The 22,684-nt window shown below is 66.8% G+C and carries 19 protein-coding genes and 1 riboswitch; of the genes, 12 read left to right on the top strand and 7 right to left on the bottom strand.

What is annotated here, in order from left to right; genetic code table 11:
- Nucleotides 1-178 precede the first annotated feature (178 nt).
- Both CXZ05_RS04345 and CXZ05_RS04340 read left to right on the top strand, forming a co-directional pair.
- Nucleotides 179-1,540: a hemolysin family protein gene (locus CXZ05_RS04345; protein WP_102971391.1), complete on the top strand. Its 1,362-nt coding sequence runs from the start codon at nt 179-181 to the stop codon at nt 1,538-1,540.
- Nucleotides 1,533-2,576 carry a hemolysin family protein gene (locus CXZ05_RS04340; RefSeq protein WP_102971390.1) on the top strand — a complete coding sequence of 348 codons (1,044 nt, stop codon included), beginning with the start codon at nt 1,533-1,535 and terminating at the stop codon, nt 2,574-2,576. Before CXZ05_RS04345 ends, CXZ05_RS04340 begins: the two co-directional genes overlap by 8 nt.
- An 81-nt stretch (nt 2,577-2,657) precedes the next feature.
- On the opposite strand, the gene CXZ05_RS04335 is transcribed toward CXZ05_RS04340, so the two are convergent.
- Both CXZ05_RS04335 and CXZ05_RS04330 read right to left on the bottom strand, forming a co-directional pair.
- Complete coding sequence (locus tag CXZ05_RS04335; RefSeq protein ID WP_102971389.1) at nt 2,658-4,946, bottom strand: fibronectin type III domain-containing protein; 2,289 nt, start codon at nt 4,944-4,946, stop codon at nt 2,658-2,660.
- 347 nt (nt 4,947-5,293) lie between these two features.
- Nucleotides 5,294-5,692 carry a DUF5997 family protein gene (locus tag CXZ05_RS04330; RefSeq protein WP_102971388.1) on the bottom strand — a complete coding sequence of 133 codons (399 nt, stop codon included), beginning with the start codon at nt 5,690-5,692 and terminating at the stop codon, nt 5,294-5,296.
- Nucleotides 5,693-5,771: 79 nt separating this feature from the next.
- Between CXZ05_RS04330 and CXZ05_RS04325 the strand changes: the two genes are divergently transcribed.
- Nucleotides 5,772-6,518, top strand: coding sequence for a substrate-binding domain-containing protein (locus CXZ05_RS04325; protein ID WP_180987269.1), 747 nt, complete (start codon nt 5,772-5,774; stop codon nt 6,516-6,518).
- A gap of 15 nt (nt 6,519-6,533) precedes the next feature.
- On the opposite strand, the gene CXZ05_RS04320 is transcribed toward CXZ05_RS04325, so the two are convergent.
- Nucleotides 6,534-6,746, bottom strand: coding sequence for a hypothetical protein (locus tag CXZ05_RS04320; RefSeq protein ID WP_102971387.1), 213 nt, complete (start codon nt 6,744-6,746; stop codon nt 6,534-6,536).
- A 286-nt stretch (nt 6,747-7,032) separates the two neighbouring features.
- Between CXZ05_RS04320 and CXZ05_RS04315 the strand changes: the two genes are divergently transcribed.
- The 6 genes from CXZ05_RS04315 to CXZ05_RS04290 all read left to right on the top strand — a co-directional run bounded on the left by CXZ05_RS04315 (nt 7,033) and on the right by CXZ05_RS04290 (nt 13,980).
- Nucleotides 7,033-8,841, top strand: coding sequence for a multicopper oxidase family protein (locus CXZ05_RS04315; RefSeq protein WP_102971386.1), 1,809 nt, complete (start codon nt 7,033-7,035; stop codon nt 8,839-8,841).
- 1 nt (nt 8,842) lies between these two features.
- Nucleotides 8,843-9,667 carry a hypothetical protein gene (locus CXZ05_RS04310; RefSeq protein WP_102971385.1) on the top strand — a complete coding sequence of 275 codons (825 nt, stop codon included), beginning with the start codon at nt 8,843-8,845 and terminating at the stop codon, nt 9,665-9,667.
- A 60-nt stretch (nt 9,668-9,727) separates the two neighbouring features.
- Nucleotides 9,728-10,357, top strand: a complete 630-nt coding sequence (locus CXZ05_RS04305) for a LacI family DNA-binding transcriptional regulator (protein ID WP_258006456.1) — start codon at nt 9,728-9,730, stop codon at nt 10,355-10,357.
- A gap of 360 nt (nt 10,358-10,717) precedes the next feature.
- Nucleotides 10,718-11,626, top strand: coding sequence for an ABC transporter ATP-binding protein (locus CXZ05_RS04300; RefSeq protein WP_102971573.1), 909 nt, complete (start codon nt 10,718-10,720; stop codon nt 11,624-11,626).
- Nucleotides 11,626-12,543, top strand: coding sequence for an ABC transporter permease (locus tag CXZ05_RS04295; RefSeq protein WP_102971383.1), 918 nt, complete (start codon nt 11,626-11,628; stop codon nt 12,541-12,543). The genes CXZ05_RS04300 and CXZ05_RS04295 overlap by 1 nt, the downstream gene beginning before the upstream one ends.
- Before the next feature lie 36 nt (nt 12,544-12,579).
- Nucleotides 12,580-13,980, top strand: coding sequence for an LLM class flavin-dependent oxidoreductase (locus CXZ05_RS04290; RefSeq protein ID WP_102971382.1), 1,401 nt, complete (start codon nt 12,580-12,582; stop codon nt 13,978-13,980).
- On the opposite strand, the gene CXZ05_RS04285 is transcribed toward CXZ05_RS04290, so the two are convergent.
- The gene (locus tag CXZ05_RS04285; protein WP_102971381.1) at nt 13,977-15,014 is read right to left on the bottom strand and encodes a bile acid:sodium symporter family protein; all 1,038 of its coding nucleotides are present in this window, start codon (nt 15,012-15,014) and stop codon (nt 13,977-13,979) included. The genes CXZ05_RS04290 and CXZ05_RS04285 overlap by 4 nt on opposite strands.
- A 154-nt stretch (nt 15,015-15,168) precedes the next feature.
- Here CXZ05_RS04285 and CXZ05_RS04280 point away from each other — a divergent pair, with 154 nt between their 5' ends.
- Nucleotides 15,169-16,308, top strand: coding sequence for a diguanylate cyclase (locus CXZ05_RS04280; protein WP_102971380.1), 1,140 nt, complete (start codon nt 15,169-15,171; stop codon nt 16,306-16,308).
- A gap of 224 nt (nt 16,309-16,532) precedes the next feature.
- Here the strand turns inward: CXZ05_RS04280 and CXZ05_RS04275 are convergent, their stop codons facing one another.
- The 3 genes from CXZ05_RS04275 to CXZ05_RS04265 form a co-directional block, all read right to left on the bottom strand.
- The gene (locus tag CXZ05_RS04275; RefSeq protein WP_102971379.1) at nt 16,533-17,270 is read right to left on the bottom strand and encodes an NlpC/P60 family protein; all 738 of its coding nucleotides are present in this window, start codon (nt 17,268-17,270) and stop codon (nt 16,533-16,535) included.
- 3 nt (nt 17,271-17,273) lie between these two features.
- A riboswitch (cyclic di-AMP (ydaO/yuaA leader) is annotated at nt 17,274-17,475 on the bottom strand.
- A gap of 144 nt (nt 17,476-17,619) precedes the next feature.
- Nucleotides 17,620-19,122, bottom strand: coding sequence for a SulP family inorganic anion transporter (locus CXZ05_RS04270; RefSeq protein ID WP_102971378.1), 1,503 nt, complete (start codon nt 19,120-19,122; stop codon nt 17,620-17,622).
- A gap of 6 nt (nt 19,123-19,128) precedes the next feature.
- Nucleotides 19,129-20,235, bottom strand: coding sequence for a GTP pyrophosphokinase family protein (locus tag CXZ05_RS04265; protein WP_102971377.1), 1,107 nt, complete (start codon nt 20,233-20,235; stop codon nt 19,129-19,131).
- 204 nt (nt 20,236-20,439) lie between these two features.
- Between CXZ05_RS04265 and CXZ05_RS04260 the strand changes: the two genes are divergently transcribed.
- Nucleotides 20,440-21,261, top strand: a complete 822-nt coding sequence (locus CXZ05_RS04260; protein ID WP_102971376.1) for an alpha/beta hydrolase — start codon at nt 20,440-20,442, stop codon at nt 21,259-21,261.
- A gap of 303 nt (nt 21,262-21,564) precedes the next feature.
- Nucleotides 21,565-22,683 carry a ferredoxin reductase gene (locus CXZ05_RS04255; RefSeq protein WP_102971375.1) on the top strand — a complete coding sequence of 373 codons (1,119 nt, stop codon included), beginning with the start codon at nt 21,565-21,567 and terminating at the stop codon, nt 22,681-22,683.
- Nucleotide 22,684: the final 1 nt, after the last annotated feature.

The raw sequence follows: 22,684 nt of genomic DNA, 5'->3' as shown, positions 1-22,684 counted from the left end.
TGTTCGGCGGCCATCGGGAACGACCGGCGTCCCCGCCGGGCGGGAATGGAGTCGAAATGGGCCGCTAAGAAACACCCGATATAGTGGAGGGCACTATGGACGACCCTCCTTCACATATGCCCTGGCCCCTCCCTCATTTGACCGGCATGCCGGTTGGCACGGGAGAGGGGCGCCCCCAATGAATGAATGGATCATGATCGGGATCGGCCTGATCCTGACAGTCGGCACCGGATTCTTCGTCGCATCCGAGTTTGCCCTGGTCAACCTTGACCGCAACGACCTGGAATCGCGCCAGGCCCGGGGTGAGAAACGCCTTGCCCCCACCATCAACGCCCTGAAGATCACCTCGACGCACCTTTCCGGTGCGCAGCTGGGCATCACCCTCACCACCCTCCTGACCGGTTACACCTTCGAACCTGCCATCAGCAAGCTGCTGGGCGGTCCGCTGACGGCGGCCGGGTTCCCGGAAGGACTGGTGCCCGGGGTGGGTGCCGTCGTTGCGATTTTCATCGCCACCATCTTCTCGATGGTGATCGGCGAGCTGGTTCCCAAGAACTTCGCCCTGGCCCTGCCGCTGGCCACCGCGAAGGTGGTGGTGCCGTTCCAGGCCCTCTTCACTGCGGTGTTCAAGCCCGTCATCCTGCTGTTCAACAACACGGCGAACGCCATCATCAGGTCCTTTGGGATCGAGCCCAAAGAGGAACTGTCAGGGGCCCGCAGCGCCGAGGAACTGAGTTCGCTGGTGCGCCGCTCCGCGCTGGAAGGTGTCCTCGACCTGGACCACGCGGCCCTGCTGCACCGGACGCTGCGCTTCTCCGAGCACAGCGCAGCGGACGTTCTGACCCCGCGCGTGCGGATGACCGCCGTGAACACCGATGACACGGCCGAGCAGACCATCGCTCTGGCCAGCTCCACCGGCTATTCGCGGTTTCCGGTCATCGGCCGGGACCGGGACGACGTGCTCGGCGTGCTCCACGTCAAGCAGGCCTTTGCCGTGCCCCTCGAGGAGCGCGCCAGCGTCCTCGCGGCGGACCTCATGATCGAACCGCTCATGGTCCCCGAGTCCATGGGCGTCGACTCCCTCCTGGTGCTGCTCCGCAAGCAGGGCCTCCAGGTGGCCATCGTCTCCGACGAGCACGGCGGAACGGCCGGCATCGTCACCCTGGAGGACCTGGTGGAGGAGATCGTCGGCGAGCTGGAGGATGAGCACGACCGGGCCCGCGTGGGCGTGGTCCGGACCGGACGGTCCATCACCTTCGATGCCTCGCTGCGCCCCGATGAGCTCCTCGACCGGACCGGCATCGCCGTGCCCGACGGCGAGGACTATGACACCGTGGCCGGTTACGTCGCAGACCGGCTGGACCGCATCCCGGAACTCGGCGACGAGGTGGCCATCGACGGCGGGACGCTCCGCGTGGAGCGGGTGGCCGGCACCCACGTCGGGCGCCTGAAATTCACGCCGGAGGAATCGGCAGAGCCACCCAAGAGCGCGCACGACAGGATCATCGACAACCTTACGCAGGAGCCGACCCATGAGTGAGTACCTTCCGGGCATCATCTGGCTCGTTGTCCTGCTGGTGGTCAACGGCTTCTTTGTCGGCGCCGAGTTCGCCGTCATCTCCGCCCGCCGGTCACAGATCGAGCCGAAGGCGGAGGCCGGCAGCAAGGCCGCGAAGACCACCCTTTGGGCGATGGAACATGCCACGCTCATGCTGGCCACCAGCCAGTTGGGCATCACCGTCTGCTCGCTGGTGATCCTTAACGTCTCCGAGCCGGCCATCCACCACCTGCTGGAGATCCCGCTGGGCCTGACCGCCCTGTCCGGGGAAGCCATCGGAATCATCGCCTTCGTGGCGGCGCTGCTGCTGGTGACCTTCCTGCACGTGGTCCTCGGCGAGATGGTCCCCAAGAACATCTCGTTCTCCGTCCCCACCCGCGCTGCGCTCATCCTTGCCCCGCCGCTGGTGATGGTGGCGCGCGTTTTCAAACCGGTCATTTGGAGCCTGAACGGTATCGCCAACTCGATCCTTCGCCTGTTCCGGGTGCAGCCCAAGGACGAGGCCACCAGCGCCTACACCCTGGACGAGGTGGCAAACATCGTGGAGCAGTCCACCAGGGAAGGCGTCCTGACCGACAACACCGGTGCCCTCACTGCAGCCTTCGAATTCACCGAAAAGACCGTGGCCGACGTCGAGGTGCCCATCGCCGAGATCGTGCTGCTGCCGGCGTCTGCGACGCCGGCAGACATCCAGCGGGCGGTCGCCGAGCACGGTTACTCCCGGTACATCCTGACGGACGACGACGGCGACCCCTCCGGTTACCTGCACCTGAAGGACGTCATGGACCTGACAACGGCGGAGAAGTTCACCCGGCCCGTGCCGGAGAAACGGATCCGCCGGCTGGCCTCGACGTTCCGGGGCAGCGAGCTTGAAGACGCCCTCGCGACCATGCGCCGCACCGGTGCCCACGTGGCAAGGGTCTTCGACGCACGCGGCAACACCACCGGTGTGCTGTTCCTCGAGGACATCATCGAGGAACTGGTGGGCGAGGTGCAGGACGCCACCAGCAGCTCTTAAAGGTAGACAGGAACACAACCGGGTCCGGTGGCCGGCGGCTGATGCCGCCAGCCACCGGACCCGGTGGTTAATGCTGGTTGTTTACTTGTTGGCTACCGCCTTGGGACCTGCGGTGCCGCCGAGCGTGGATTCAATCCATACGGTGCCCGGGTTGGTGGTGCCGGCTGCCGCGTTGCGGAACCGCAGGGTGTAGACGCCGCCGGTTGCCGGTGCCGCAGCCGCGGTGACGGCTGCCTGGCCGAGGATCCTGCCGGTGGCGCTGCCGACGCGGATGGTGACGGTGCCGCCGACTACGGAACTGGTGCCGTCGATCCTGAGGTCGCCGGTCCTCCACTGGGCGACGCCGATGGTTACCCGGTCCGTAACCGGTACAACCTTGACCTCGTCCGTCTTCGAAACGCCGCCGGCCGTGACCGTCAGCTTGAAGGTGAGCGGGTTGTTGGTCATCGGCGACTGGAAGACCGGAAGGCTGAACGTCGGCTTCAGCGTAGTGGCCCCGGTCAGGGTGACCGCGTTCGGATCGGCCGTGCCGCTCAGGACCTGTTCCCACTGATAGGTAGCACCGGTGGTCGTGGACCCGGTGCCGTCCAAGGTCACCGGCGTGGCCGTGGTGCGACGGACAACGTTTTGGTCGGGTCCGGCAATGGCAACGACGGCGCCCTGGGCGGTGGCGACTGCCGTCTTTGTGGACTCAGGACCCATGCCGTTGGTGTTGGAGGCCCGCACGGTGAACTGGTAGGCGGTGTCGCCGTTGAGCCCGCCGTAGACGAGGCTCGTGACGTCGCCGGTAGTCGTCTTGGGTGCACCGAATGGTGTGCCGTCAGTGGTGTAGGCCTGAACGGAGTAGCCGGTGATGGTCAGGCCCGCAGCGCCAGGGTTCGGGGCGGTCCAGGACAGGGTTGCCGTGCCCTGGCCTACGACGGGTGCGCTGGCGAACGTCGGAGCCGAAGGCACCGGATCGTTGGTGACCGTGAAGACGCTGGTACCGACCTCGGAGACGTTGCCGGAGGGGTCGAAGGCGACGAATTTCAGCGTGCTGGTGGCCGCGATGTCCATCGGCCCGGTGTAGTGGGCCACGTTAGTCGCAAGCATTCCGCCGGACTGTACAGGTTCGGTGCCGTCGGTGGTGTAGTAGATGTCGCTGCCCGCCTCACTGGCGGTAAGCGTCACCCGCTGGGCTACCGGCGAGGTGCCTCCGTTCGGGGTCGCGGATACCGTCGGAGCCGTTGTGTCCGTCACCGGGATGGCGTGGGCGGCCGGAAAGGTCTCGCCGACGCTGCTCACGGCGACCACGTAGACGTCGTATTCTTCCGTGGCAGTCATGCCCCTAATCGTCGTGCCGCTGGCGGCCTGGCCGGAGATCCGCTTGCCCATCTCCACCCACTCGCCGTTCGTTTCGGTCTTGCCCACTGCCACGGCGCGGTAGCCGGTGATGGCAGGGGTGCCGGGGATGGCTTCCGCCGGCGTCCAGTTCAGCTTCAATCCGCCCGCAACCTTTGCGGCCGTGATGCTGGTCGGTGCAGGAGGGCCGGACTGCAAGGGGCCGTTGGGGCAGCCGCCCATGCCGGGGCCGCCGGGCTCGCCGTACTCGGCGATGGTCAGGCCCTGCCGGTTGGCGTCGGCGTCTTCGAGTTCCCAGGCCATGGCGCGCTCGCCGAGCCCGGCGTTCGCGGCGATTTCGGCGTTGGCGGCGGAGTCAAAGTTGTAGGTGGCGGTGAAGGTATCGCCGGTGACCAGAAGGCTGGAAGAGTAGCCGCCCTTGGGAGCGGGAGTCATCGGACCGGGGACAGTGCGAATGTCCCGCCGGGCGACAGTCGTGTCTCTCAGTGCCGGTTCAATGATGCGCTGTTCCAGCTGGGCGGGGTTGACGTTGGCGCCGATGTGTCCCTTGACGGTGACGGTGCTGCCGCTGAGTACGGCGTCGCCCGTGACGTAGGTGTCCTGGACTGTCGTTTCGCCGGCAGCCGTCGTGCCGAATCTCATGGAGACGATGTCGCCCGGACGGATGTCGGGGGTGACGTTCAGGCCGGTGCCGGCGCCCCAGCAGACGCCGCCGGGGTGGTTGACCTCGAAGGCGACGCCGCCGGCGTCGACTGCTGCCTGGGCGGAACCGATGATCTTTCCTGCACGCTTGACTTCGAGGGTGGCGGTTTCGCCTGCGTGTCCCTCGTATCCCTCGATGGAGACGAAGTCCCGGTCGGGGAAGACCACGATGTTGTCCGGGAAAGCGGGTACGGCCGCGCTGGCGGCGGGAATGGCGAACATGGAGGTTGAGCAGATAACGGCCGAGACGGTGGCGAAGACTCCGGCCCTGCGGGCGCCGGGACGGCGAGAAGTGTGCGCTCCCGGCTCGCTTTGTGCTGATTTCATGATGACCTCATCGATCCGAGTGCGTGACCTTCACGCACAATCACAGAATCAATAAGTCCCCTTGGGGAAACGCTGTGCATTTTGGCTGGCACAAACGGCCTGCGGCACCAGCTTGGCCGCACCTTTTGGGCCCCCACATGGAGGGGGGCGTGAGGGGAAGCGGGTGATTTGCCCATGCCAGGGCTGGCATTCCCGGCGTCCGGCAATTTCACGAGACGTGCCCCCCGCGGAGGGGTGGGACCCCCACCTGCCCCCACAGCAGGGGGTTCAGAATTCCGGTTTTCCCCAAGGGTGCGGCCGGAAAACGGGCTCCGGGCGGCGTCGGCCGGGGGGCAGGGCCGGCAGGCTCAGCCCTGGCGGGCCTTCTTTGCTGCCTTCTTGGCAGCATCGTCCTTGACCCGCTGCGCCTCGGTGCGGACGGCGGCCTGCGTGGCGCGCTCGGCGACCAGCCACGCGGGGGGAGCCTGCAGCAGTGCGGTGATTTCCGCCGTCGTCAGCGCCTCTTCAACCCCGCCGCGGGCAAGGCCGCTGATGGAAATGTTAAGTTTCTGTGCCACCACCGGGCGGGGGTGCGGGCCGTTGCGGCGCAGTTCAGTCAGCCACTCCGGCGGGTTGGACTGCAGCTCGGCGAACTCCGCGTGCGTGATGGTTGAATCCTGGAACTCCTGGGGCGTCGCCGGCAGGTAGATGCCAAGCTTCTTGGCAACGGTGGCCGGCTTCATGGACTGGGAGTTAACGGAGGTCATGTATTAAGGGTATCCGGCTGCGCCGCCTCCCCTGACCAAGGATGCCTGCAGTCAAGGATGACCGCAGTACTGTGAAGGTGTGCCCGCTGAAGATGAACCCACCCTGGTCCCGGCTCCGCCGGAGTCCCCGCGAGAGCTCCGCTTTGCCTACGTCCCCGGCGTGACGCCGGGGAAGTGGATCCGGCGCTGGGAGGAACGGATGCCGCACGTTCCGCTGCACTCGTTCATGTCCGACGGCGGCACGCAGCTTTCCGTGCTGCGTGACGGTTCGGCGGACCTGAGCTTTGTCCGCCTGCCGGTGGAGCGCGAAGGGTTGAACGTAATCCCCCTTTATGAGGAGCAGCCCGTGGTGGTGGCGCCCAAGGGCCACGAAATCACCGTGTTCGAGGACGTGGCGCTGGAGGACCTCGCGGAGGAAAACTTCCTCGACGCCGATGAACTGGGCGGGCCGGAAATGGCCCTGCAGGTGGTGGCGTCCGGCGCGGGCCTGCTGGTACTTCCCATGTCCGTGGCGCGGCATTTCAACACCGAGGACACTGTGGCCCGCCGCCTCACGGGGGCGCCGGCAACAGAGATCGCGCTCGCCTGGCCCAGCGACGCCACCGACGAGGTCATTGAAGAGTTCATCGGCATTGTCCGCGGCCGCACGGCGCAAAGCTCGCGGCAGCCGTCGGCCCAGCAGGAGAAACCGAAGAAGGCACCCAAGCCGGACCTTCGCGGCAGCGGCACCGGGGCCGGCGGCAAGAAGCCGAAAGTAGCCCAGCGTTACGCACCCAACCCGGACAAGGGGCGGGGCCGCGGTTCGCGGAAAAAGGGCAAGCGGTAACTGCTGCTGCCGACGTCAAACGGGACCTGCAACGGCTGATCCTTGATCAGGGCCCGTGCCCGGTCGCTTGCGGTCACGAAGGTGTGCCAGCAGGGCCCGTTCCGGGCTTCCGGGGTTCTCGCCAAGATGCCGCAGCAGCGCCATCCGGACGTCCATGTCCGTGCCCTCGTCACTGAGGACGTGGCTGATCACACCCATGATCTGGCGCCTAAGACCTTCCTCCTGCATGCGACCACGCTCCTTTACTTCTCGTGCCAGTCTGCCGCGGGGCCGTTGGGAATAGCCGGGGACCGGCCGGATTCGCGGCGTCTGCGGCGGCCATACTTAGGGGGTCCCGGCCCTGCGGGTGGCCGCGGGAACCGATTTGAGGGTGGGGCCACCGGGTAGCCCGTGCTTTCCACAGGGACGCCCCGGCAACGTGATGGGTACCGACGGCGGTCCTCCCACCTATTCAGGTGGGACAGGACCCCGCGGACGCTTCTTCCCAAGGTTTTCTGGAGTCACACGGCGCACCATGACTGTGTTTCCACACATGGCCAGCGCCAACGCCGTCGCTGAAGCCATCACAACCAGCTGGGAGGACGTCATGGCAGCAACACGGAGGGACGTGTTGAAACTAAGCCTGTTGGGCGGCGCTGTCGCCGCCACAGCATCAACCGCAGGGCCAGCCATCGCGGGTGTCCCGGGCAGTGTGCCCGGCCGGCGGGGTGCGGACGACAATGAGGCAACGGTTGTCACGCCAAGCAGGCTCGCCCCGGCGAACATGCCGGTTCCGTTCACCACCGTCTTCCGGCGGCCGCCGGAACTGCTTCCCTACGCCACGGGCCGGGACGGCGACGGCACGCCGTTTGCGAAATATGCACTGAACCAGAAACTGGGCAAGGCCCAGATCGCACGGGGGCTCAGCACCACCCTTGCGGGGTACAACGGCGTTTTCCCGGGCCCCACCATCCGGGTGCAGCAGGGCACCCGGACGGAGCTGAGGATCAGCAACCGACTGCCCGCGACTGGCCTGCTCTACCCGAACACCTTCAACACGGTTACCCACCTGCACGGCTCGGCGTCGCTGCCCCAGTACGACGGGTACGCGAATGACCGCACCGCGCCGGGCAGGGTGAAGAACTACCACTATCCAAACTGGCAGGCGGCGCGGACGCTCTGGTACCACGACCACAACCACATGCTGACGGCGCAGGGCGTGTACTCGGGCCTCGCCTCCACCTACGCCATTACCAGCGCGGGTGAGCAGGCGCAGTTGCCACAGGGCGAGTTCGACGTGCCCATCCTGGTCTCCGACGTGATGCTGAACGCCGACGGGTCCCTCGGCTACAACGACAACGGCCACGCCGGGCTGTGGGGCGACATCATCATGGTCAACGGGGTGCCGTGGCCCACCATGAAGGTCAAACCGCGGATTTACCGGTTCCGGTTCCTGGTTGGCTCGATCACCCGCTCCTACCGCTTTGCCCTGTCCAACGGCGACCCGTTCCACGTGGTGGGCACCGACGCCGGGATGACCCCCAAGGTGCAGGCGGTGTCCTCCTGGCGGCAGGGCACGGCCGAACGCTACGAGGTGCTGATCGACTTCCGGAAGTACAAGCCGGGCCAGTCCGTGGAACTGCGGAACCTGAGCAACAAGAACAACGTGAACTTCGCCAACACCGGCAAGGTCATGAAGTTCCAGGTGGTGGCTGATTCCGCAGCCCAGCCCGGTTCCCACTCAATCTCCTCCATCCCCACCACCCTGGACCCCGGCCCGCACCCCACCAGGGCCACCGGCGGGCTGGATACCATGGCGCTGACCCCGGACATGGCCGTGGCCAAGAGGATCCTCCGTGTCCAGCGGCAGGGCGGGGAATGGACCATCAACGGTGAAACCTGGGACACCGTGGAAAAATCCAACTTCACCCGGTGCTTCGCCAATCCGCAGCGCAACCAGGTGGAGCAGTGGACCATCGTCAACGAGTCCGGCGGCTGGTTCCATCCAGTCCACATTCACCTGATCGACGGCAAGATCATCGGCCGCAACACCAACGGCGGCAAGCCGTTCGCCTGGGAAGGCGGGCCGAAGGACGTCTTCTACGCGGGCGAGAACGAGTCGGTGACGGTCCTCATGCAGTTCGACACCGGCAAGCACGTCGGCGGCCGGTACATGGTCCACTGCCACAACCTCGTCCACGAGGACCACGACATGATGGTCCAGTTCTCCGTGGGTGATCTGCGGAATAACGACCCCATCAACGCCGACAAGCCCGTGCTGGAAACCCGTCCCGAGGGGTACTTCGCCTCGAAGTACAAGCTGCCCTACCCCGCGGGGACGTGACATGAAACGGACGCTACTGATCGCACCGGCAGTGCTGCTGGCCTTCTCCCTGGCTGGCTGCACCGGCGGTGGCCAGGCCAGTCCGGCAGCCAACCCGGCACCCGCCCCGCCCGCAAGCAGCCCCGGCATCGCCGCGGACCGGGTCCTCGCGCAGGCCGAGGAAGGGCAGGACCTGGGCAACGGCCGGCCCGTTGTCAGCTATGACGGCCCCATGGTCCGGCGCAGGGTTGTCATCGCCGTGCACACCTCATTGGATGCCGATGTCGCCGGCATCCGCAAGCGGCTGGACGCCGCCGCCGCGGCACGGGGCACCGCACTGTCCGACGTCTCTCCGGATGTGCTCGAACCCGCTGTGCTGCAGCAGATGGTCCCCGAGGTCATCGTGGCTCTTCCGTCAACTGCCACTCCCGACGACGGACGCACCATTGTGCGGGCAGTCACCGGGGAGGACACCGGAAAACTGGGCGTGAAAAACTTCTATGTCCTGCCCGTCCTGGTGCATGACCTGCGCTTCAGTGTTGCCACGGCCGACCCCGGCGCAGTGTCGGCCGCTGTGGACCGGGAGGGCATCGTGTCGGACGCGCTTGGTAACTACAGCACCTTGGCACGTGGCGGGCAGCTCAGCGTCAGCTACACGGGCCCGCTGCTCGGCGACGAAACCGTCGAGAGTGTCCGCGAGGGCATCAGCAGGCAGGCGCACCTTCCCGCCACCGATGTGAGCGTCGGGCCCAGGTCCGCGTCCGGTACAGGCGTGGACATGGCCGCCGAACCGCCGTGGGACCCAGAGCAGCTCGACGACCAGGCAATACATCCGCACACGGAGTGATGTACCACCTCCAAACAGGAGCTGTGCGGAGCGCAACGATAGGAGAAGACAGTGAGAAGCATGTCCGGCCCCACCATCCGGGACGTTGCCGAACGGGCCGGGGTCTCACTGACGACGGTGTCCTACGTGCTGTCCGGCAGGAGCGGCGGCACCACCCGGATCAGCCCGTCCACGCAGGAGCGCGTCATGGCCGCCGTCGACGATCTTGGGTACGTGCCCAATCAGGCAGCGCGGGGCATGCGCCGCGGCCGGACGGATCTGGTGGCCATCGCCATTGAGGACCTGGAATGGCCGCCGGACCGTGCGCTCGCCGCAGCCGCCGCCGCGATACTTCCGCGGCACGGCTACCAGCCGGTCATCCTGCTCGGCCCGTCGTGGCGGCAGTTCATGCTGGCTGGCGGTGCCGACGGCGTCATCGTGGGCGTCCTCCCCGTCTCTGAAGAAGAGGACCAAGCCATCGCGGAACTGGCCAGGCGGGGCATCGCGCAGGTGGTCATCTCCGAATCGGTGAAGGCCGAACAGGCCGTCGCGTTGCTCATCGACCGGATCGCCGCGTACGCCCAGGCGGCCGGGCAGACGACCCCGTGGAAGCGACTCAGCGGGAATACCCTGTTTGGCTACGGTGCGCTGCTGCTGAACGAGGTGTTGTCCGCCGCCGGTGTTTTTGCCGAGCAGATCCCCGTCTTCTAGGAACCAGGGGATCCAGAACCGGCTACCGGCAGCCGCGTAACAATCAGCCTTGGCCCCTGCCCGCCTCCCGTGCTGGGTACGGACGGCGCCCGCACGTCATGGTCCGTAGCCAGCCGCAACATCAGCCGCCGTCGCGGTTCGTTCCTGCCTTCATGCGTCATCGGATGTCATCGGAAGACGCCCGCCGTTACGCACTGTTTCCTTGCGAGTCCCTGCGCGTCCCGGAGCCGCCAGGCGCGGCCCCGGCCGGCAGGTTACGCCCCGTTTCCCCTCGTGACCGCGCCCTTCAGGCGGTGGTCCATCTCTGCTCTCATGGTGGACACCAAACGCCTTGAACGACCTGCTGAAGGGAAGCACACCATGACCTCCGGAACCGGGCCGATACCGAAAATCAGCCTTCAAAACATCACCAAGAAGTTCACGGTGCGGCCCAGCAAGGGCAACCCGGACGGGGCGGTCCTGACCGCCCTGGACGGGATCTCCCTTGACGTCTCCGCAGGTGAATTCATCACCCTGGTGGGCCCCAGCGGCTCCGGCAAGACCACACTCCTGGACCTCCTGGCAGGACTCACCAAGCCGGACACCGGCCAGGTGCTGGTGGACGGCCGGGAAGTGGCAGGCCCGGGCCGGGACCGCGCCGTCGTTTTCCAGCAGTATGCGCTGTTCCCCTGGCGAACGGCCGCCGCCAACGTGTCCTTTGGACTGGAAGGCGTGGGCAGCGACGGGAAGCGCTACAGTCGCAAGGAACGTGCCGAGAAGGCACGCGAATACCTTGAGCTGGTGGGCCTCGGCGGATTTGAAGACCGTTACCCCCACGAGCTGTCCGGCGGCATGAAACAGCGCGTGGCCATCGCCCGCAGCCTGGCCTACGAGCCGGACATCCTGCTGATGGATGAACCGTTCGCCGCACTGGACGCCCAAACTCGCGAGCAACTCCAGACCGAGCTGCTCCGGATCTGGGCCACCACGGGCAAGACCATCATCTTCATCACCCACGGCATCGACGAGGCCGTGTACCTCGGCCAGCGGGTGGCCGTGCTCAGCTCCCGGCCGGGACGGCTCAAGGAAATCGTGGACATCGACCTGGGAGCCCGCTCCGGCGACGAGGATGTCCGCTCCAACCCTGCCTTCGTGGAACACCGGCACAAGGTTTGGTCGCTGCTGCATGACGAGGTACGCCGTGCCCAGGAAGCCGGCCACGCGAAGATCCAGCCCGACGGAACGGCCCCGGACGAAACCAGGACCATCACCACCGGAAAGGCAGCCTGATGAGCACGCCAACACTGACCAAGGAAACGGAAACGCAGACAGATCCCGCGGCGGCGGCCGGGAAGGCAACGACGGAGCGAAATCCGGTGCTGAGTCCGAGTTTCGGCAAGACACCGGCGGCCACGCTGCGCCGGTACGTCCGGCAGGGCGGAAAAGCCGTGTGGGGTGCCGGTGCGATCATCCTGTTCCTGCTGCTCTGGGAACTGGGACCCACCTACCTCGCTCCGGCATCGACGAGAGTTTTCCTTCCACCCCTACACGAAGTGCTCGAGGCACTGGGCACACTCATCGGAAACGGCCAGCTGCAAAACCACCTCGCAGCCAGCCTGAGCCGGTCCGCCAGCGGCTTCGGCATCGCCGTCGTAACGGCTGTAGCCCTCGGCTTGCTCGTGGCCTGGTATGGCGCCCTCGACCGTTTCCTCAACCCGCTGCTGGAAGTCTTCAGGAACACGGCCGCGCTGGCCCTGCTACCCGTGTTCACGCTGCTGCTGGGCATCGGGGAGACCTCGAAGATCAGCATCGTGGCCTACGCGGCATTCTTCCCCGTGCTGCTGAACACCATCGCCGGCGTCCGGACCGTTGACCCGCTGCTGGTCCGGGCCGCCCGCTCACTGGGGCTGTCCAACTTCCAGCTGTTCCAGAAAGTGATCCTTCCGTCCGCCGTGCCCACCATCTTCACGGGCATCCGGATGGCCGGCACATCCTCCATCCTCGTCCTGATCGCCGCCGAGATGGTAGGTGCCAAGGCGGGCTTGGGCTACCTGATCGTCAATTCCCAGATGAGCTTCCTTATCCCGGACATGTACGCGGGCATCCTGACGGTGTCCCTGCTCGGCCTGCTGGTCAACTACCTGCTGGTCGGCGTCGAACGCCACTTCTCCCGCTGGCGGACCGCCGTCGGATCCCGGACCGCCTGACCTGCAACGCCCCCTCCCAACCCAAGGAACCAGATCATGCCTGAACGCACCACTGCCAAAGCCGGCGGCGCACGCCAGCTCCACCTGAATGCCTTCCTGATGAGCACCGGACACCATGAGGCGTCCTGGCGGCTGCCCGAGAGCGACAGTTTCGCCGGAACGCAGGTGGCACACTTCCAGCAGCTCGCCCGGACCGCCGAACGCGGCACCTTCGACTCGATCTTTTTCGCCGACTCGCCCGTGCTGCACGGCGACGTGCGGCAGCGCCCCTACGGGACCCTCGAGCCGACGGTCCTGCTCAGTGCCATCGCCGCCGTGACCAAACGGATCGGGCTGATCGGCACCGCCTCCACCACCTACAACGATCCCTACAACCTGGCACGCAGGTTCGCCTCGCTGGACCACATCAGCGGCGGCCGGGCCGGCTGGAACGTGGTGACAACGGCCGGCGAGGCCGCGGCGCGGAACTTCTCGCTGGAGGACCAGCCCGCACACTGGCGCCGTTACGAGCGAGCCGCCGAGTTCCTGGATGCCGCCAGGAAGCTCTGGGACAGCTGGGAAGACGACGCCGCGGTGGGGGACAAGGCGGCCGGGGTCTGGGGTGACAGCTCACGCGTCCACGCCGTCAACCACGCCGGCCGCTACTTCCGGATCCAGGGTCCCCTGGACGTGCCGCGTTCACCCCAGGGCCACCCGGTGATCGTGCAGGCCGGCTCTTCCGAAGACGGCAAGGACTTCGCCGCCCGCTACGCCGAGGCGGTGTTCACCGCGCAGCAGACACTGGCCGAGGCGCAGCGCTTCTATGCCGACCTGAAGCGGAAGACGGCCGCCGTGGGCCGCAACCCGGAACACATCAAGATCCTGCCCGGCATTGTTCCGGTCATCGGCTCCACCGAGCACGAGGCGCGGCGGCTGGAGAAGCAACTCGATGAGCTCATCCATCCTGAGCACGCACGAAAGCAGCTGGCCGGCGTCCTCCGGGTCTCGCCCGAATCCCTGCCGCTTGATGCGCAACTGCCCGAGGACCTCCCCTCGGAGGATGCGATTGAGGGGGCCAAGAGCCGGTACACCTTGATCGTGGAACTCGCCCGGCGCGAGCGGCTTACCGTCCGGCAGCTCATCGGCAGGCTCGGCGGCGGCCGAGGGCACCGCACCTTCTCCGGGACGCCCGAGCAGGTGGCGGATGCCATTCAGGAGTGGTTCGAGAAGGGCGCGGCCGACGGCTTCAACATTATGCCGCCGGTGCTGCCCTCGGGCCTGGACGCCTTCGTGGACCACGTCATCCCAATCCTGCGGTCGCGCGGGCTGTTCCGCCAGCAGTACACGGGGCACACGCTCCGTGAGCACTACGGGCTGCCGCGGCCCGTGAGCGGATTTGCCCCTGCTGACTCCGGTGAACCGGCCGACAGGGAACTCGCGGTTAATGCTGCTGTTTAGGCTTTCCGCTGTTCCTGCGATGGCTTGTGTTCCGGCAGGGGCTTCCGGGCCAGCCAGGCAGCGACGATGGCACCGGAGATGTTGTGCCAGAGCGAGAAGACTGCTGAGGGCAGGGCCGCCAGCGGGGTGAAGTGGGCGGTGGCGAGCGTTGCCGCGAGGCCGGAGTTCTGCATGCCGACCTCGAACGCGAGGGCCCTGCGCGCCTTGGCGTCCAGGCGGCCCAGCTTGCCGGCCAGGTAGCCGAGCCCGAGGCCGAATCCGTTGTGCAGCACCACGGCCACGAACACAATGCCGCCGGCAGCCAGGATCTTGCTGGCGCTTCCGGCCACCACCACAGCCACGATAAGGGAAATAACGACGGCGGATGCCCAGGGGAGCGCCGGCAGCGCCTTCGCGACGAGCTTCTTGAGGAACAGCCGGGCCAGCAGGCCCGCGATCACCGGCAGCAGCACGGTCTTGACGATGTCCAGCACCATGCCGCCGGCGTCGATGGTGAGGAAGGAACCGGCCAGGAACAGCACCAGGACGGGCGTGACCACCGGGGCGAGGAGAGTGGATACGCTGGCGACGGCGACGGACAGGGCCACATCGCCCTTGGCCAGGAACGCCATCACGTTGGAGGCGGTGCCGGAGGGTGCGCAGCCCACGAGGATCAGGCCCACGGCGAGTGCGGGCTCCAGATGGAGGAGGGTGGCGATCGCCCAGCCGGCCCCGGGCATGATCACGTAGTGGGCCACGATGCCCAGCACCACGGCCCACGGCCTGCGCGCAACGGCCGCGAAGTCCGGCGGCGTCAGTGTCAGGCCCATGCAGAACATGATGATTCCCAGAAGGTACGGGACCGCCGGGCCGAGGGGTTTGAAGGCGCCGGGAAGCAGGAACCCGGCAACGCCGGCTGCGAGCACCAGGAGGGGGAAGACGGTCACCGCGACGCGCGCAATCCTGGCTTCCGCGGCGAGGGCCGGGTTCAGGGGTGCGGCGTCGGCCTCCGTGGCCGAGGGAGCGGATACGGGATCTTTTGTTGCCTCAAGCATTCAATAATGCTGACACCGGAGCGCCGCGGCGGCCCAATTCGTGACTGATGTCAGACAAATGTGTCGTACTGAGAAAATTCTCTGCGGCACAGCGGGACCCCGGGCGATCCCGGTGCGATACTGGATTGCACTGGATCGGATTCAAGGGGACGGAATGATCCTAGACACGGCAACACTGCGGGTTGCCTTCGCGGCGATGGCCCTGATTCTGGCGCTGCTGTTCTACTTTTCAACCTTCCGCAGCACCCGCTCGCCCTATAGCGCCTGGTGGTGCGCCGCCCTGCTCCTGTTCCTTTCCGGCTCGGCGGCCTTCCTCCTCAACGGCACGCCCCAGCAGGTCTGGGCCAATCCGCTGGGGGATGTCCTGCTCGTGTCCGGCGCGGCGGGCGTCTGGGCCGGCGCGCGTTCCCTCCGGAACCTGAGGCCCAACATCTGGCTGTCCGTCGCGCTGCCGGTGATCGTGGGCGCCACCGCCGCGGTCGACAATCCGGGATCCAATACGTGGGCCGGCGGTGCCGTCTTCCTGGCGTCCATGGCTGTGCTGATTGGCTTGGCTTCGCACGAGCTGTGGCGGCTGGAACCCGGGTACTCCCGGGTCAGGATCCCCATGGCCATCGCGGCAGGCGGAGTGGCATTTTTCTACCTATGCCGTCTGGTGGTGTTCCTCATCGAAGGGCCAAACGGTCCCGTCTTTGCGACCTACTTCGGGTCTGCGGTGACCACGATGGTCACGATGGTGCTGCTGGTGGTGGTCTCCTTCAGCATGGCGGGGCTGAGCACCGAGCAGCAGACCCGGGCGTTGCGAACGGTCGCCACCCAAGACGGGCTGACGGGCCTCCTGAACCGCGGGGCCTTCCTGGAGGCGGCGGCCGAGGAGTTGGAACGCAGCAAGGCCGCCAACAGCGGCGGCTCGCTGATCCTAGCAGACCTGGACCACTTCAAGTCAGTAAACGACACCTTCGGGCACGCGGCGGGCGACCTTGCACTGCGGGCCTTTGCCCAGGCGTGCAGCGCATCGGTCCGGTCCACGGACGTTGCCGGGCGCTACGGCGGCGAGGAGTTCATTCTCCTGCTTCCCGGTGCGGGCCCCAAGACTGCGGAAATCATTGCGAGTGAAATCAGCAGGAGGCTGGCAGAGCAGCACATCCCTGAACTGCTGCGGATGCCGACCGTCAGTTACGGCATTTCCACCTACACCGCGACAACCGTTGACCTCGACGAGGTGATCGCGGCCGCGGACGTCGCCCTCTATGAAGCCAAATCACAGGGGCGGAACCGCACGGTCAGGGGCTGAAGCGAAGATGCCGCGGAGCTTCTGCCCCCTTAAAGCAGGCACCGGATCCGGAATGCATGGGGGACAATCCGGACCCGGCGATCCTGACTCGCAGCCGGAACTGCGGTCTTTCATCAGGCATAGCCAGTGTGTTCCACCCTCCTTGGAGAAAGGTGGGAGCACCTTGGGGATGGCCGTGTTCCGCCGCCCCCAAGGCAGCGGAACACGGCGGTTTCTCAGCTCTGCTAGGCCGCGCGCACGAACGTGACGGGGCCGGTGGCCGTGAGCCAGGACAGCGGGTGGGCCATGGTGGCGTTGATGCCGTTCATGCCGCCGCTGATGACCTTGCCGCCGCCGGCGTAGATGGCCACGTGGCCGGACTGCACGATCATGTCTCCGGGCTGGGGGGTGGAAACGACCCGGCCGTGGCTCAGGAACTGCATCGGCGCGAGGTCACCCACACGGATGCCGGCGGCACCGAGGGCCTTTTCCACCATGGCGGTGCAGTCCTGCGTGATGCCGATCTGGGCATAGGCGGACGCCAGCATCGTGGCATTGATGCCTGCCGCGGCCTTGAGGGGCGCCTTCGGCGCGGGAGCCGCAGCCTTGACGGTGACCTTCGGTGCGGGAGCGGGTGCGGCCGGGGCAGCTGCAGCCTTGGCGGGCGCAGCAGCCGGGGCGGCGGCGACGGGGGCGGCGGCAGGTGCCGCAGCCTCCTTCACGGCCGGCTTTTCGACGACGGGCGCTGCCACCACCGGAGCGGGAGCGGACTTGACCGCGGGGCGCTCAAACTCGATCTTGACGCTGGAGGCGGCGCTCAGGGGAGCCTGGACCTGGCCGGCCGTCGCGGGGGCGGCGGCCGGAGCCTTGGCCTGCTGGGCCGGAGCGTTGGCGGCGTTGGCTGCGACGCTGCCGGTGAAGGCCAGGCCGGATGCTGCAAGGATGACCGCAGCACGGCGGCCAGAAATAAAGCGGAACGACATGAAGAAGCCTCTCCCGATGCCTGCGAGGTGAGCTGTCGGATTCGGATGGGAGGCACCCGGCCGCGGTCCTGAGCGTGGTCAGGAACTGTGCGGCTTCACCCCAAGGCCCGCTTCAAGCGGGCCGAAAAGTGGTTTCCCCGTCTCTGCCGGACATGGGTCTTCGAATGGTTCCTCGGGCTGCGGCAGAGTTAGGCAATCAGCGCGGGAGTGCCTCGTCGGTGAAGAAGGCACGTTTTCCACCGTACGGGAGGCTTTTTGGAATGTCACATTAAGGTAACGGGACCGTGTCGCTTCCCGCCGCGCCGAACCGCGTCAGGTAAGGGCTGTACGCGTCATGAAGTGATAATGCTCACTCTGCGGCGTTGAGCTTCCCGGCCAGACGTTCCCGCATCTGGATGCTGGCCGAGTTGAGGCCGATCAGTTCCACCTCACGGCCGTGCCTGCGGTACTTTTCCGTGACGGCGTCCAGCACGGCAATGGTGGAGGCATCCCACAAGTGCGAGGCGTGCAGATCGATCACCACCTTGTCGATGTCAGGCTCGGCGTCGCGGGCGTAGTTGAACTGCATGTAGAGGTCGTTGGAGGAGGCGAAGAACAGTTCGCCGTCCACCGTGTAGGTGGCTGCAGTCCGCCCGTTGAGCTCCACTTCTGTCCGCTCCACGGTGGCGAAATGGGCCACCCGCCGGGCGAACATCGCCATCGCCGCCAGCACGCCGACGCCGACGCCGATCGCCAGGTTGTGAGTGACCACCACCGTGACCACAGTGATCAGCATGACGGCGGTTTCCGACTTGGGCATCCGCTTCAGGGTGGCGGGCGCAACCGAGTGCCATTCGAAGGTAATGGCTGAGATGAAGATCATCACCGCCACGAGGGCGGCCATGGGGATGAGGCCCACGATGTCGCCCAGGGTGACTACCAACACGAGCAGGAAGACACCCGCAAGGAACGTCGACACCCGGCTCCGGGCGCCGGAGCCCTTGACGTTGATCATGGTCTGCCCGATCACGGCGCAGCCGCCCATGCCGCCCAAGAAGCCGGTGATGATGTTGGCCACGCCCTGGCCCCAGGATTCGCGGGTCTTGTTGGAGCGCGTATCGGTGATGTCGTCCACCAGCTTGGAAGTCATCAGGGATTCCAGCAGTCCCACGAGCGCCATGGACAGCGAGAACGGTGCGATGATCTGAAAGGTTTCCCACGTCAGAGGCACCTGAGGGATGAACAGTGTGGGCAGGCTTTCCGGCAGTTGGCCCTTGTCCTGGACGGTGGGGACGTCGATCCGGGCGAGCACGGCGAGGGCCGTCAGGAGGACGATGGCCACCAAGGGTGACGGCACCGCCGTCGTAATCCGGCGGAAGCCGATGACGATCAGCAGGCCCCCGGCGACCAGCGGATACACGGGCCAGGGAACCCCGATCAGTTCAGGTAGCTGGGCCATGAAAACGAGGATGGCCAGGGCGTTCACGAAGCCCACCATCACCGAGCGCGGGATGAAGCGCATGAGCCTGGTGACGCCCAGGATGGCGAGCAGGATCTGGAAGACCCCGGCGAGGATTACCGCGGCGATCAGGTGGTCCAGTCCGTGGCTGCGCATCAGCGGCGCGATCACCAGGGCGACGGCGCCTGTTGCGGCCGAGATCATGGCGGGCCGGCCGCCTACGAAGGAGATGGTGACCGCCATGGTGAAGGAGGCGAACAGTCCGATCCGGGGATCCACGCCGGCGATCACAGAGAACGCGATGGCTTCCGGAATGAGGGCGAGGGCCACCACCAGTCCGGCCAGGGCCTCGGTCTTGAGGCGCCGCGGGGAACGGAGCGTGGCCCGGACGGACTGGAGCTGTTCGGGCTTCATGAAACTCTATTTCTTGGTCTGGCGGTAGCGCTCGATCTGCTTCAGCCGCCGCAGGAGGCTGTCGCGCCGGGGGTGGGGGACGGCGTCGGGCGCCTCGGCGGTGAGGTCGATGTGTTTGGTGCCGTACTGCCACAGCAGGAGGTCATCCAGCAGGCGGTCCGGGCCGGGGGAGTAGCGGTGGTCCAGGGCCCTGCGGACCTCGGTGATCCGGTTGGCGCTGAGCAGTCCGGCAAGCTGGACGGTCTGCTTGAGTCCGTGGGCCGCCAGGAGTTCGGCCGCCCATCCCCAGTCGTCATCTACTTTACGGTCTACGTGGGGAAGCAGGGTGCGCCAGACGTCGCGGATGCGGTTGGGGGTGAGCTGCGCTGCTCCCTCTCCGTCTACGTCCCAGTAGCTGCGGACCTCCTCGTAGCGTTCATGCAGGTCGGCGAAAGCGGTCTCCACCGTCTCCAGCATGGCGGCGGTGGCGGTGAACTGGCGGTCGAAGTGCGGCGTCCAGGCCCGCGGGTCCTCGGCCTTGAACCGGATGTCGTGCTCGATCTCGCTCCACGCGTGCGCGAACACGGTGCGGATCTGGCATTCGAAGAAGTAGCTGCCGTTGGGCTGCGCGTCTGGGTTGAAGACCTGCTGGTAGTTCTTCACGACGTCGTTCTGGATGGTGCGCAGGATCAGGTGCCGGCTGGAGTAGCCGTAGGTTCCGGATTCGATGGAACCGATGTCCTTTTCGCGGTCCCCCCGGCAGTCGAAGAGGTGCCGCTGTCGCTTGATCAGGTTGGCCACCAGAGCGTTTTCAGCCGGCAGTTTGGTGATGACGCGGACGCCCACCATGTCGTTGAGGGTGCGGAACGGGTCGGGGAACTTCAGCAGTCGCTGCTCGCCCGGCTCCAGCGGTTCCTCCGTCCGGGAGATCTTTTCCCGGAAGGAGTCCACTGATTTGGTCCGGCCCGTGACGAAGAGCGGCGTGACCTCGGTGTCCTTGAGCATGGTCCGCAGTATCTGCAGTACTTCCCGGGTGACAAGCTTCAGGGCAGGCCGGACGCGCTCATAGAGTTCCACGTTTTCCTGCACGGAGTCGCGCTGAGTGACGTCCAGGCGATCCCAGTTGCTTGCCATGGTTACAAACTATCAAGGCCGTGCGACAGCGGCGCGGGTGACACCCCCGCCACTGCAGCCCCTTGTGCCCCACGGAAGCGGCGTCCATGTAGGCTCGGAGCATGGCTGTTGTGCGCCGCTGTGCCCTGCAATCCCGGACCCCGGGCGCGGGGGAGGCGGCAAGGAGGGGCCGGCGCCCCGTTCGAAGGATCCTGGGAGGATGCAGTGAAGCGGCAGAAGTACCACTACGGTGACCACCCCAGCCAGTGGGGCGAGCTCTTCCTGCCGGAAGCACCCTCCGCACGCAACGGCAAGCCGCCATCGCCGCGCGGCATCGTTGTGGTGATCCACGGCGGCTACTGGCGCTCGCAGTACGGCGCTGAACTGGGCGAGCCGCTGGCGAAAGACCTCGCCGCGCACGGCATCGTCGCCTGGAACCTGGAGTACCGCCGGGCGGGCAACGGCGGCGGGTGGCCGCGGACGTTCGAGGATGTCCTCGCCGGGATCGATAAGCTCCGTGAGGTGGCCGGCGAGCACGACCTCGACCTGAATCGCGTGGTGGCGCTGGGGCACTCCGCCGGCGGGCACCTGGCCGTCTGGGCGGCCGGCCGGGACCGGCTTGCGGGACTGGGCGCGGCCGACGCCGACCGGCAGGTCGCCAGGAACCTCAACGGCGAGGCCGTCCACCTGACCGGCGTCGTCAGCCAGTCCGGGCTGCTCAACCTGGCGCAGGCGGAGTGGCACGACCTCAGCAACGGTGCCGTCAGCAACTTTCTGGGCGGCTCTGCCGAGAGGTACCCCAAGCGCCACAAGTACGCCGATCCGATGAGCGCCGTGCCGCTCACCATCCCGGTCTATGCGGTCCACGGGATTGAGGACGACACCGTGCCGGTGAGCCAGTCCGAGGCCTACGCCACGGCCGCCCGCGCAGCCGGAGCCCCGGTCCAGGTGGTCAAGGTTCCGGGCGACCACTTCGCGCTGATCGACCCGAAGGCCCCGTCGTACCGAAAGTGCCGCGAGCTGGTCCAGGAGCTGCTGCTGCTTTAGGGGCGGGAACTACGCCGGCGTCCGTTCGTTGCATTGACGTGGGCTAAGGGAGTGCGTGCACTCCGGCGGTAAGTATGCTTATCATCTACCGCAAAAGCCCGCAGGCGTAACAACGGAGGAATATTGAACATGGCCCGCAACGCGCCACGCCTGTCCCGCGTGGTCCAGCGCCCCGCGATGCGGACGCCGGTTGCTAGTGGCACCGGCATGGGGGACTCTTGTAGTTGGGGGATAGTCAACATATTTCGATCATGGGTTTCACTAGGAGATACACATGGGTGAGCCCGGCAGGAAGCGGACAGCATGATCCGGCTCCGCAAATTGGCGCGCGCGGCGTCTGTCCTGACAACTCCTCTAGCCCCGGAGGACATACTCGCGCTCTTTGACCCGGTGTTCTCCGCCCGGCAGCTGCGCGGGGTGGTCACCAAAGTTGTCCCTGAAACAGCGGATTCAGCCACCATCCATTTCCGGCCCGGCCGCGGCTGGAAGGCCCATAAAGCCGGCCAGTGGGCGCGGATCGGCGTCGAACTCGACGGCGTCCGGCACTGGCGCTCCTATTCGCTCAGCGCCCCGGCGGGGGAGGATCCCGCCATCACCGTGAGCGACGTGGGTGCCGTATCCGGCGTCCTGGTCCGCAACACCCGGCCCGGGGACGTCCTGTTCCTGGCGCCCCCGCAGGGCGACTTCGTCCTCCCCGAACATCCGCGGCCTCTCCTGATGCTCACCGCCGGCAGCGGCATCACCCCCGTGATGTCCATGGTCCGCACGCTGGTGCCGCACCGTCCCGACGCCGATGTGGTGCTGATCCATTCCGCCCGCAGGCCGGAGGACAGCATCTTCCGTGAGGAACTTTCCGAGCTCGCGGACCAGTTCCCCAACTTCCGCGTCACCCACTGGTTTACCGGGGAGCGTGGCCGGATGGACTTCGGCTCGGCCGCCGGACTGGACAGCCTGTGCCCCGACTGGCGCCGCCGCGCTGCCTACGCCTGCGGCCCGGAAGGGTTCCTGGATGACGCAGAAGCCCTGTGGGCCGCCGAAGCGGCCGCCCACCCCAAGAACCCCAAGTCAGCCCGCGCAGAAGGGGCCACCGGCCCCTTCGCAGCGGACCCCGTCAACCTCATCATCGAGCGCTTCAACACCAGCTTGCTCGGCGGTGAAGGGCACGACGGCGGGCTGGTCACCTTTGAGGCCTCCGACCGTGAGGTGGAGGCCGACGGCGACACCCCCCTGCTCGACGTCGGCGAAGACGCCGGGGTCCTCATGCCCAGCGGCTGCCGCATGGGCATCTGCCACAGCTGCCTGCTGCCCCTGCGTGCAGGGCAGGTCCGGGACCTCCGCACCGGCGAAGTCCACGGTGAACCGGGCCAACTAATCCAGACGTGCGTTTCGGCAGCTGCCGGGCCCGTTAACCTCGAGATTTGAG

Origin of the sequence: Arthrobacter sp. AFG20, assembly GCF_002892795.1 — a bacterium.
Lineage (GTDB): Bacteria > Actinomycetota > Actinomycetes > Actinomycetales > Micrococcaceae > Arthrobacter.
Note: the sequence above shows the minus strand (reverse complement) of the source record. Positions and strands in the feature narration are given on the sequence as shown.

Excerpts from the sequence above, each read along its gene's own strand:
- CXZ05_RS04345 (WP_102971391.1), top strand. The coding sequence starts at position 179 with ATGAATGAATGGATCATGATCGGGATCGGCCTGATCCTGACAGTCGGC.
- CXZ05_RS04340 (WP_102971390.1), top strand. The coding sequence starts at position 1,533 with ATGAGTGAGTACCTTCCGGGCATCATCTGGCTCGTTGTCCTGCTGGTG.
- CXZ05_RS04335 (WP_102971389.1), bottom strand. The coding sequence starts at position 4,946 with ATGAAATCAGCACAAAGCGAGCCGGGAGCGCACACTTCTCGCCGTCCC.
- CXZ05_RS04330 (WP_102971388.1), bottom strand. The coding sequence starts at position 5,692 with ATGACCTCCGTTAACTCCCAGTCCATGAAGCCGGCCACCGTTGCCAAG.
- CXZ05_RS04320 (WP_102971387.1), bottom strand. The coding sequence starts at position 6,746 with ATGCAGGAGGAAGGTCTTAGGCGCCAGATCATGGGTGTGATCAGCCAC.
- CXZ05_RS04315 (WP_102971386.1), top strand. The coding sequence starts at position 7,033 with ATGACTGTGTTTCCACACATGGCCAGCGCCAACGCCGTCGCTGAAGCC.
- CXZ05_RS04310 (WP_102971385.1), top strand. The coding sequence starts at position 8,843 with ATGAAACGGACGCTACTGATCGCACCGGCAGTGCTGCTGGCCTTCTCC.
- CXZ05_RS04305 (WP_258006456.1), top strand. The coding sequence starts at position 9,728 with ATGTCCGGCCCCACCATCCGGGACGTTGCCGAACGGGCCGGGGTCTCA.
- CXZ05_RS04300 (WP_102971573.1), top strand. The coding sequence starts at position 10,718 with ATGACCTCCGGAACCGGGCCGATACCGAAAATCAGCCTTCAAAACATC.
- CXZ05_RS04295 (WP_102971383.1), top strand. The coding sequence starts at position 11,626 with ATGAGCACGCCAACACTGACCAAGGAAACGGAAACGCAGACAGATCCC.
- CXZ05_RS04290 (WP_102971382.1), top strand. The coding sequence starts at position 12,580 with ATGCCTGAACGCACCACTGCCAAAGCCGGCGGCGCACGCCAGCTCCAC.
- CXZ05_RS04285 (WP_102971381.1), bottom strand. The coding sequence starts at position 15,014 with ATGCTTGAGGCAACAAAAGATCCCGTATCCGCTCCCTCGGCCACGGAG.
- CXZ05_RS04280 (WP_102971380.1), top strand. The coding sequence starts at position 15,169 with ATGATCCTAGACACGGCAACACTGCGGGTTGCCTTCGCGGCGATGGCC.
- CXZ05_RS04275 (WP_102971379.1), bottom strand. The coding sequence starts at position 17,270 with ATGTCGTTCCGCTTTATTTCTGGCCGCCGTGCTGCGGTCATCCTTGCA.
- CXZ05_RS04270 (WP_102971378.1), bottom strand. The coding sequence starts at position 19,122 with ATGAAGCCCGAACAGCTCCAGTCCGTCCGGGCCACGCTCCGTTCCCCG.
- CXZ05_RS04265 (WP_102971377.1), bottom strand. The coding sequence starts at position 20,235 with ATGGCAAGCAACTGGGATCGCCTGGACGTCACTCAGCGCGACTCCGTG.
- CXZ05_RS04255 (WP_102971375.1), top strand. The coding sequence starts at position 21,565 with ATGATCCGGCTCCGCAAATTGGCGCGCGCGGCGTCTGTCCTGACAACT.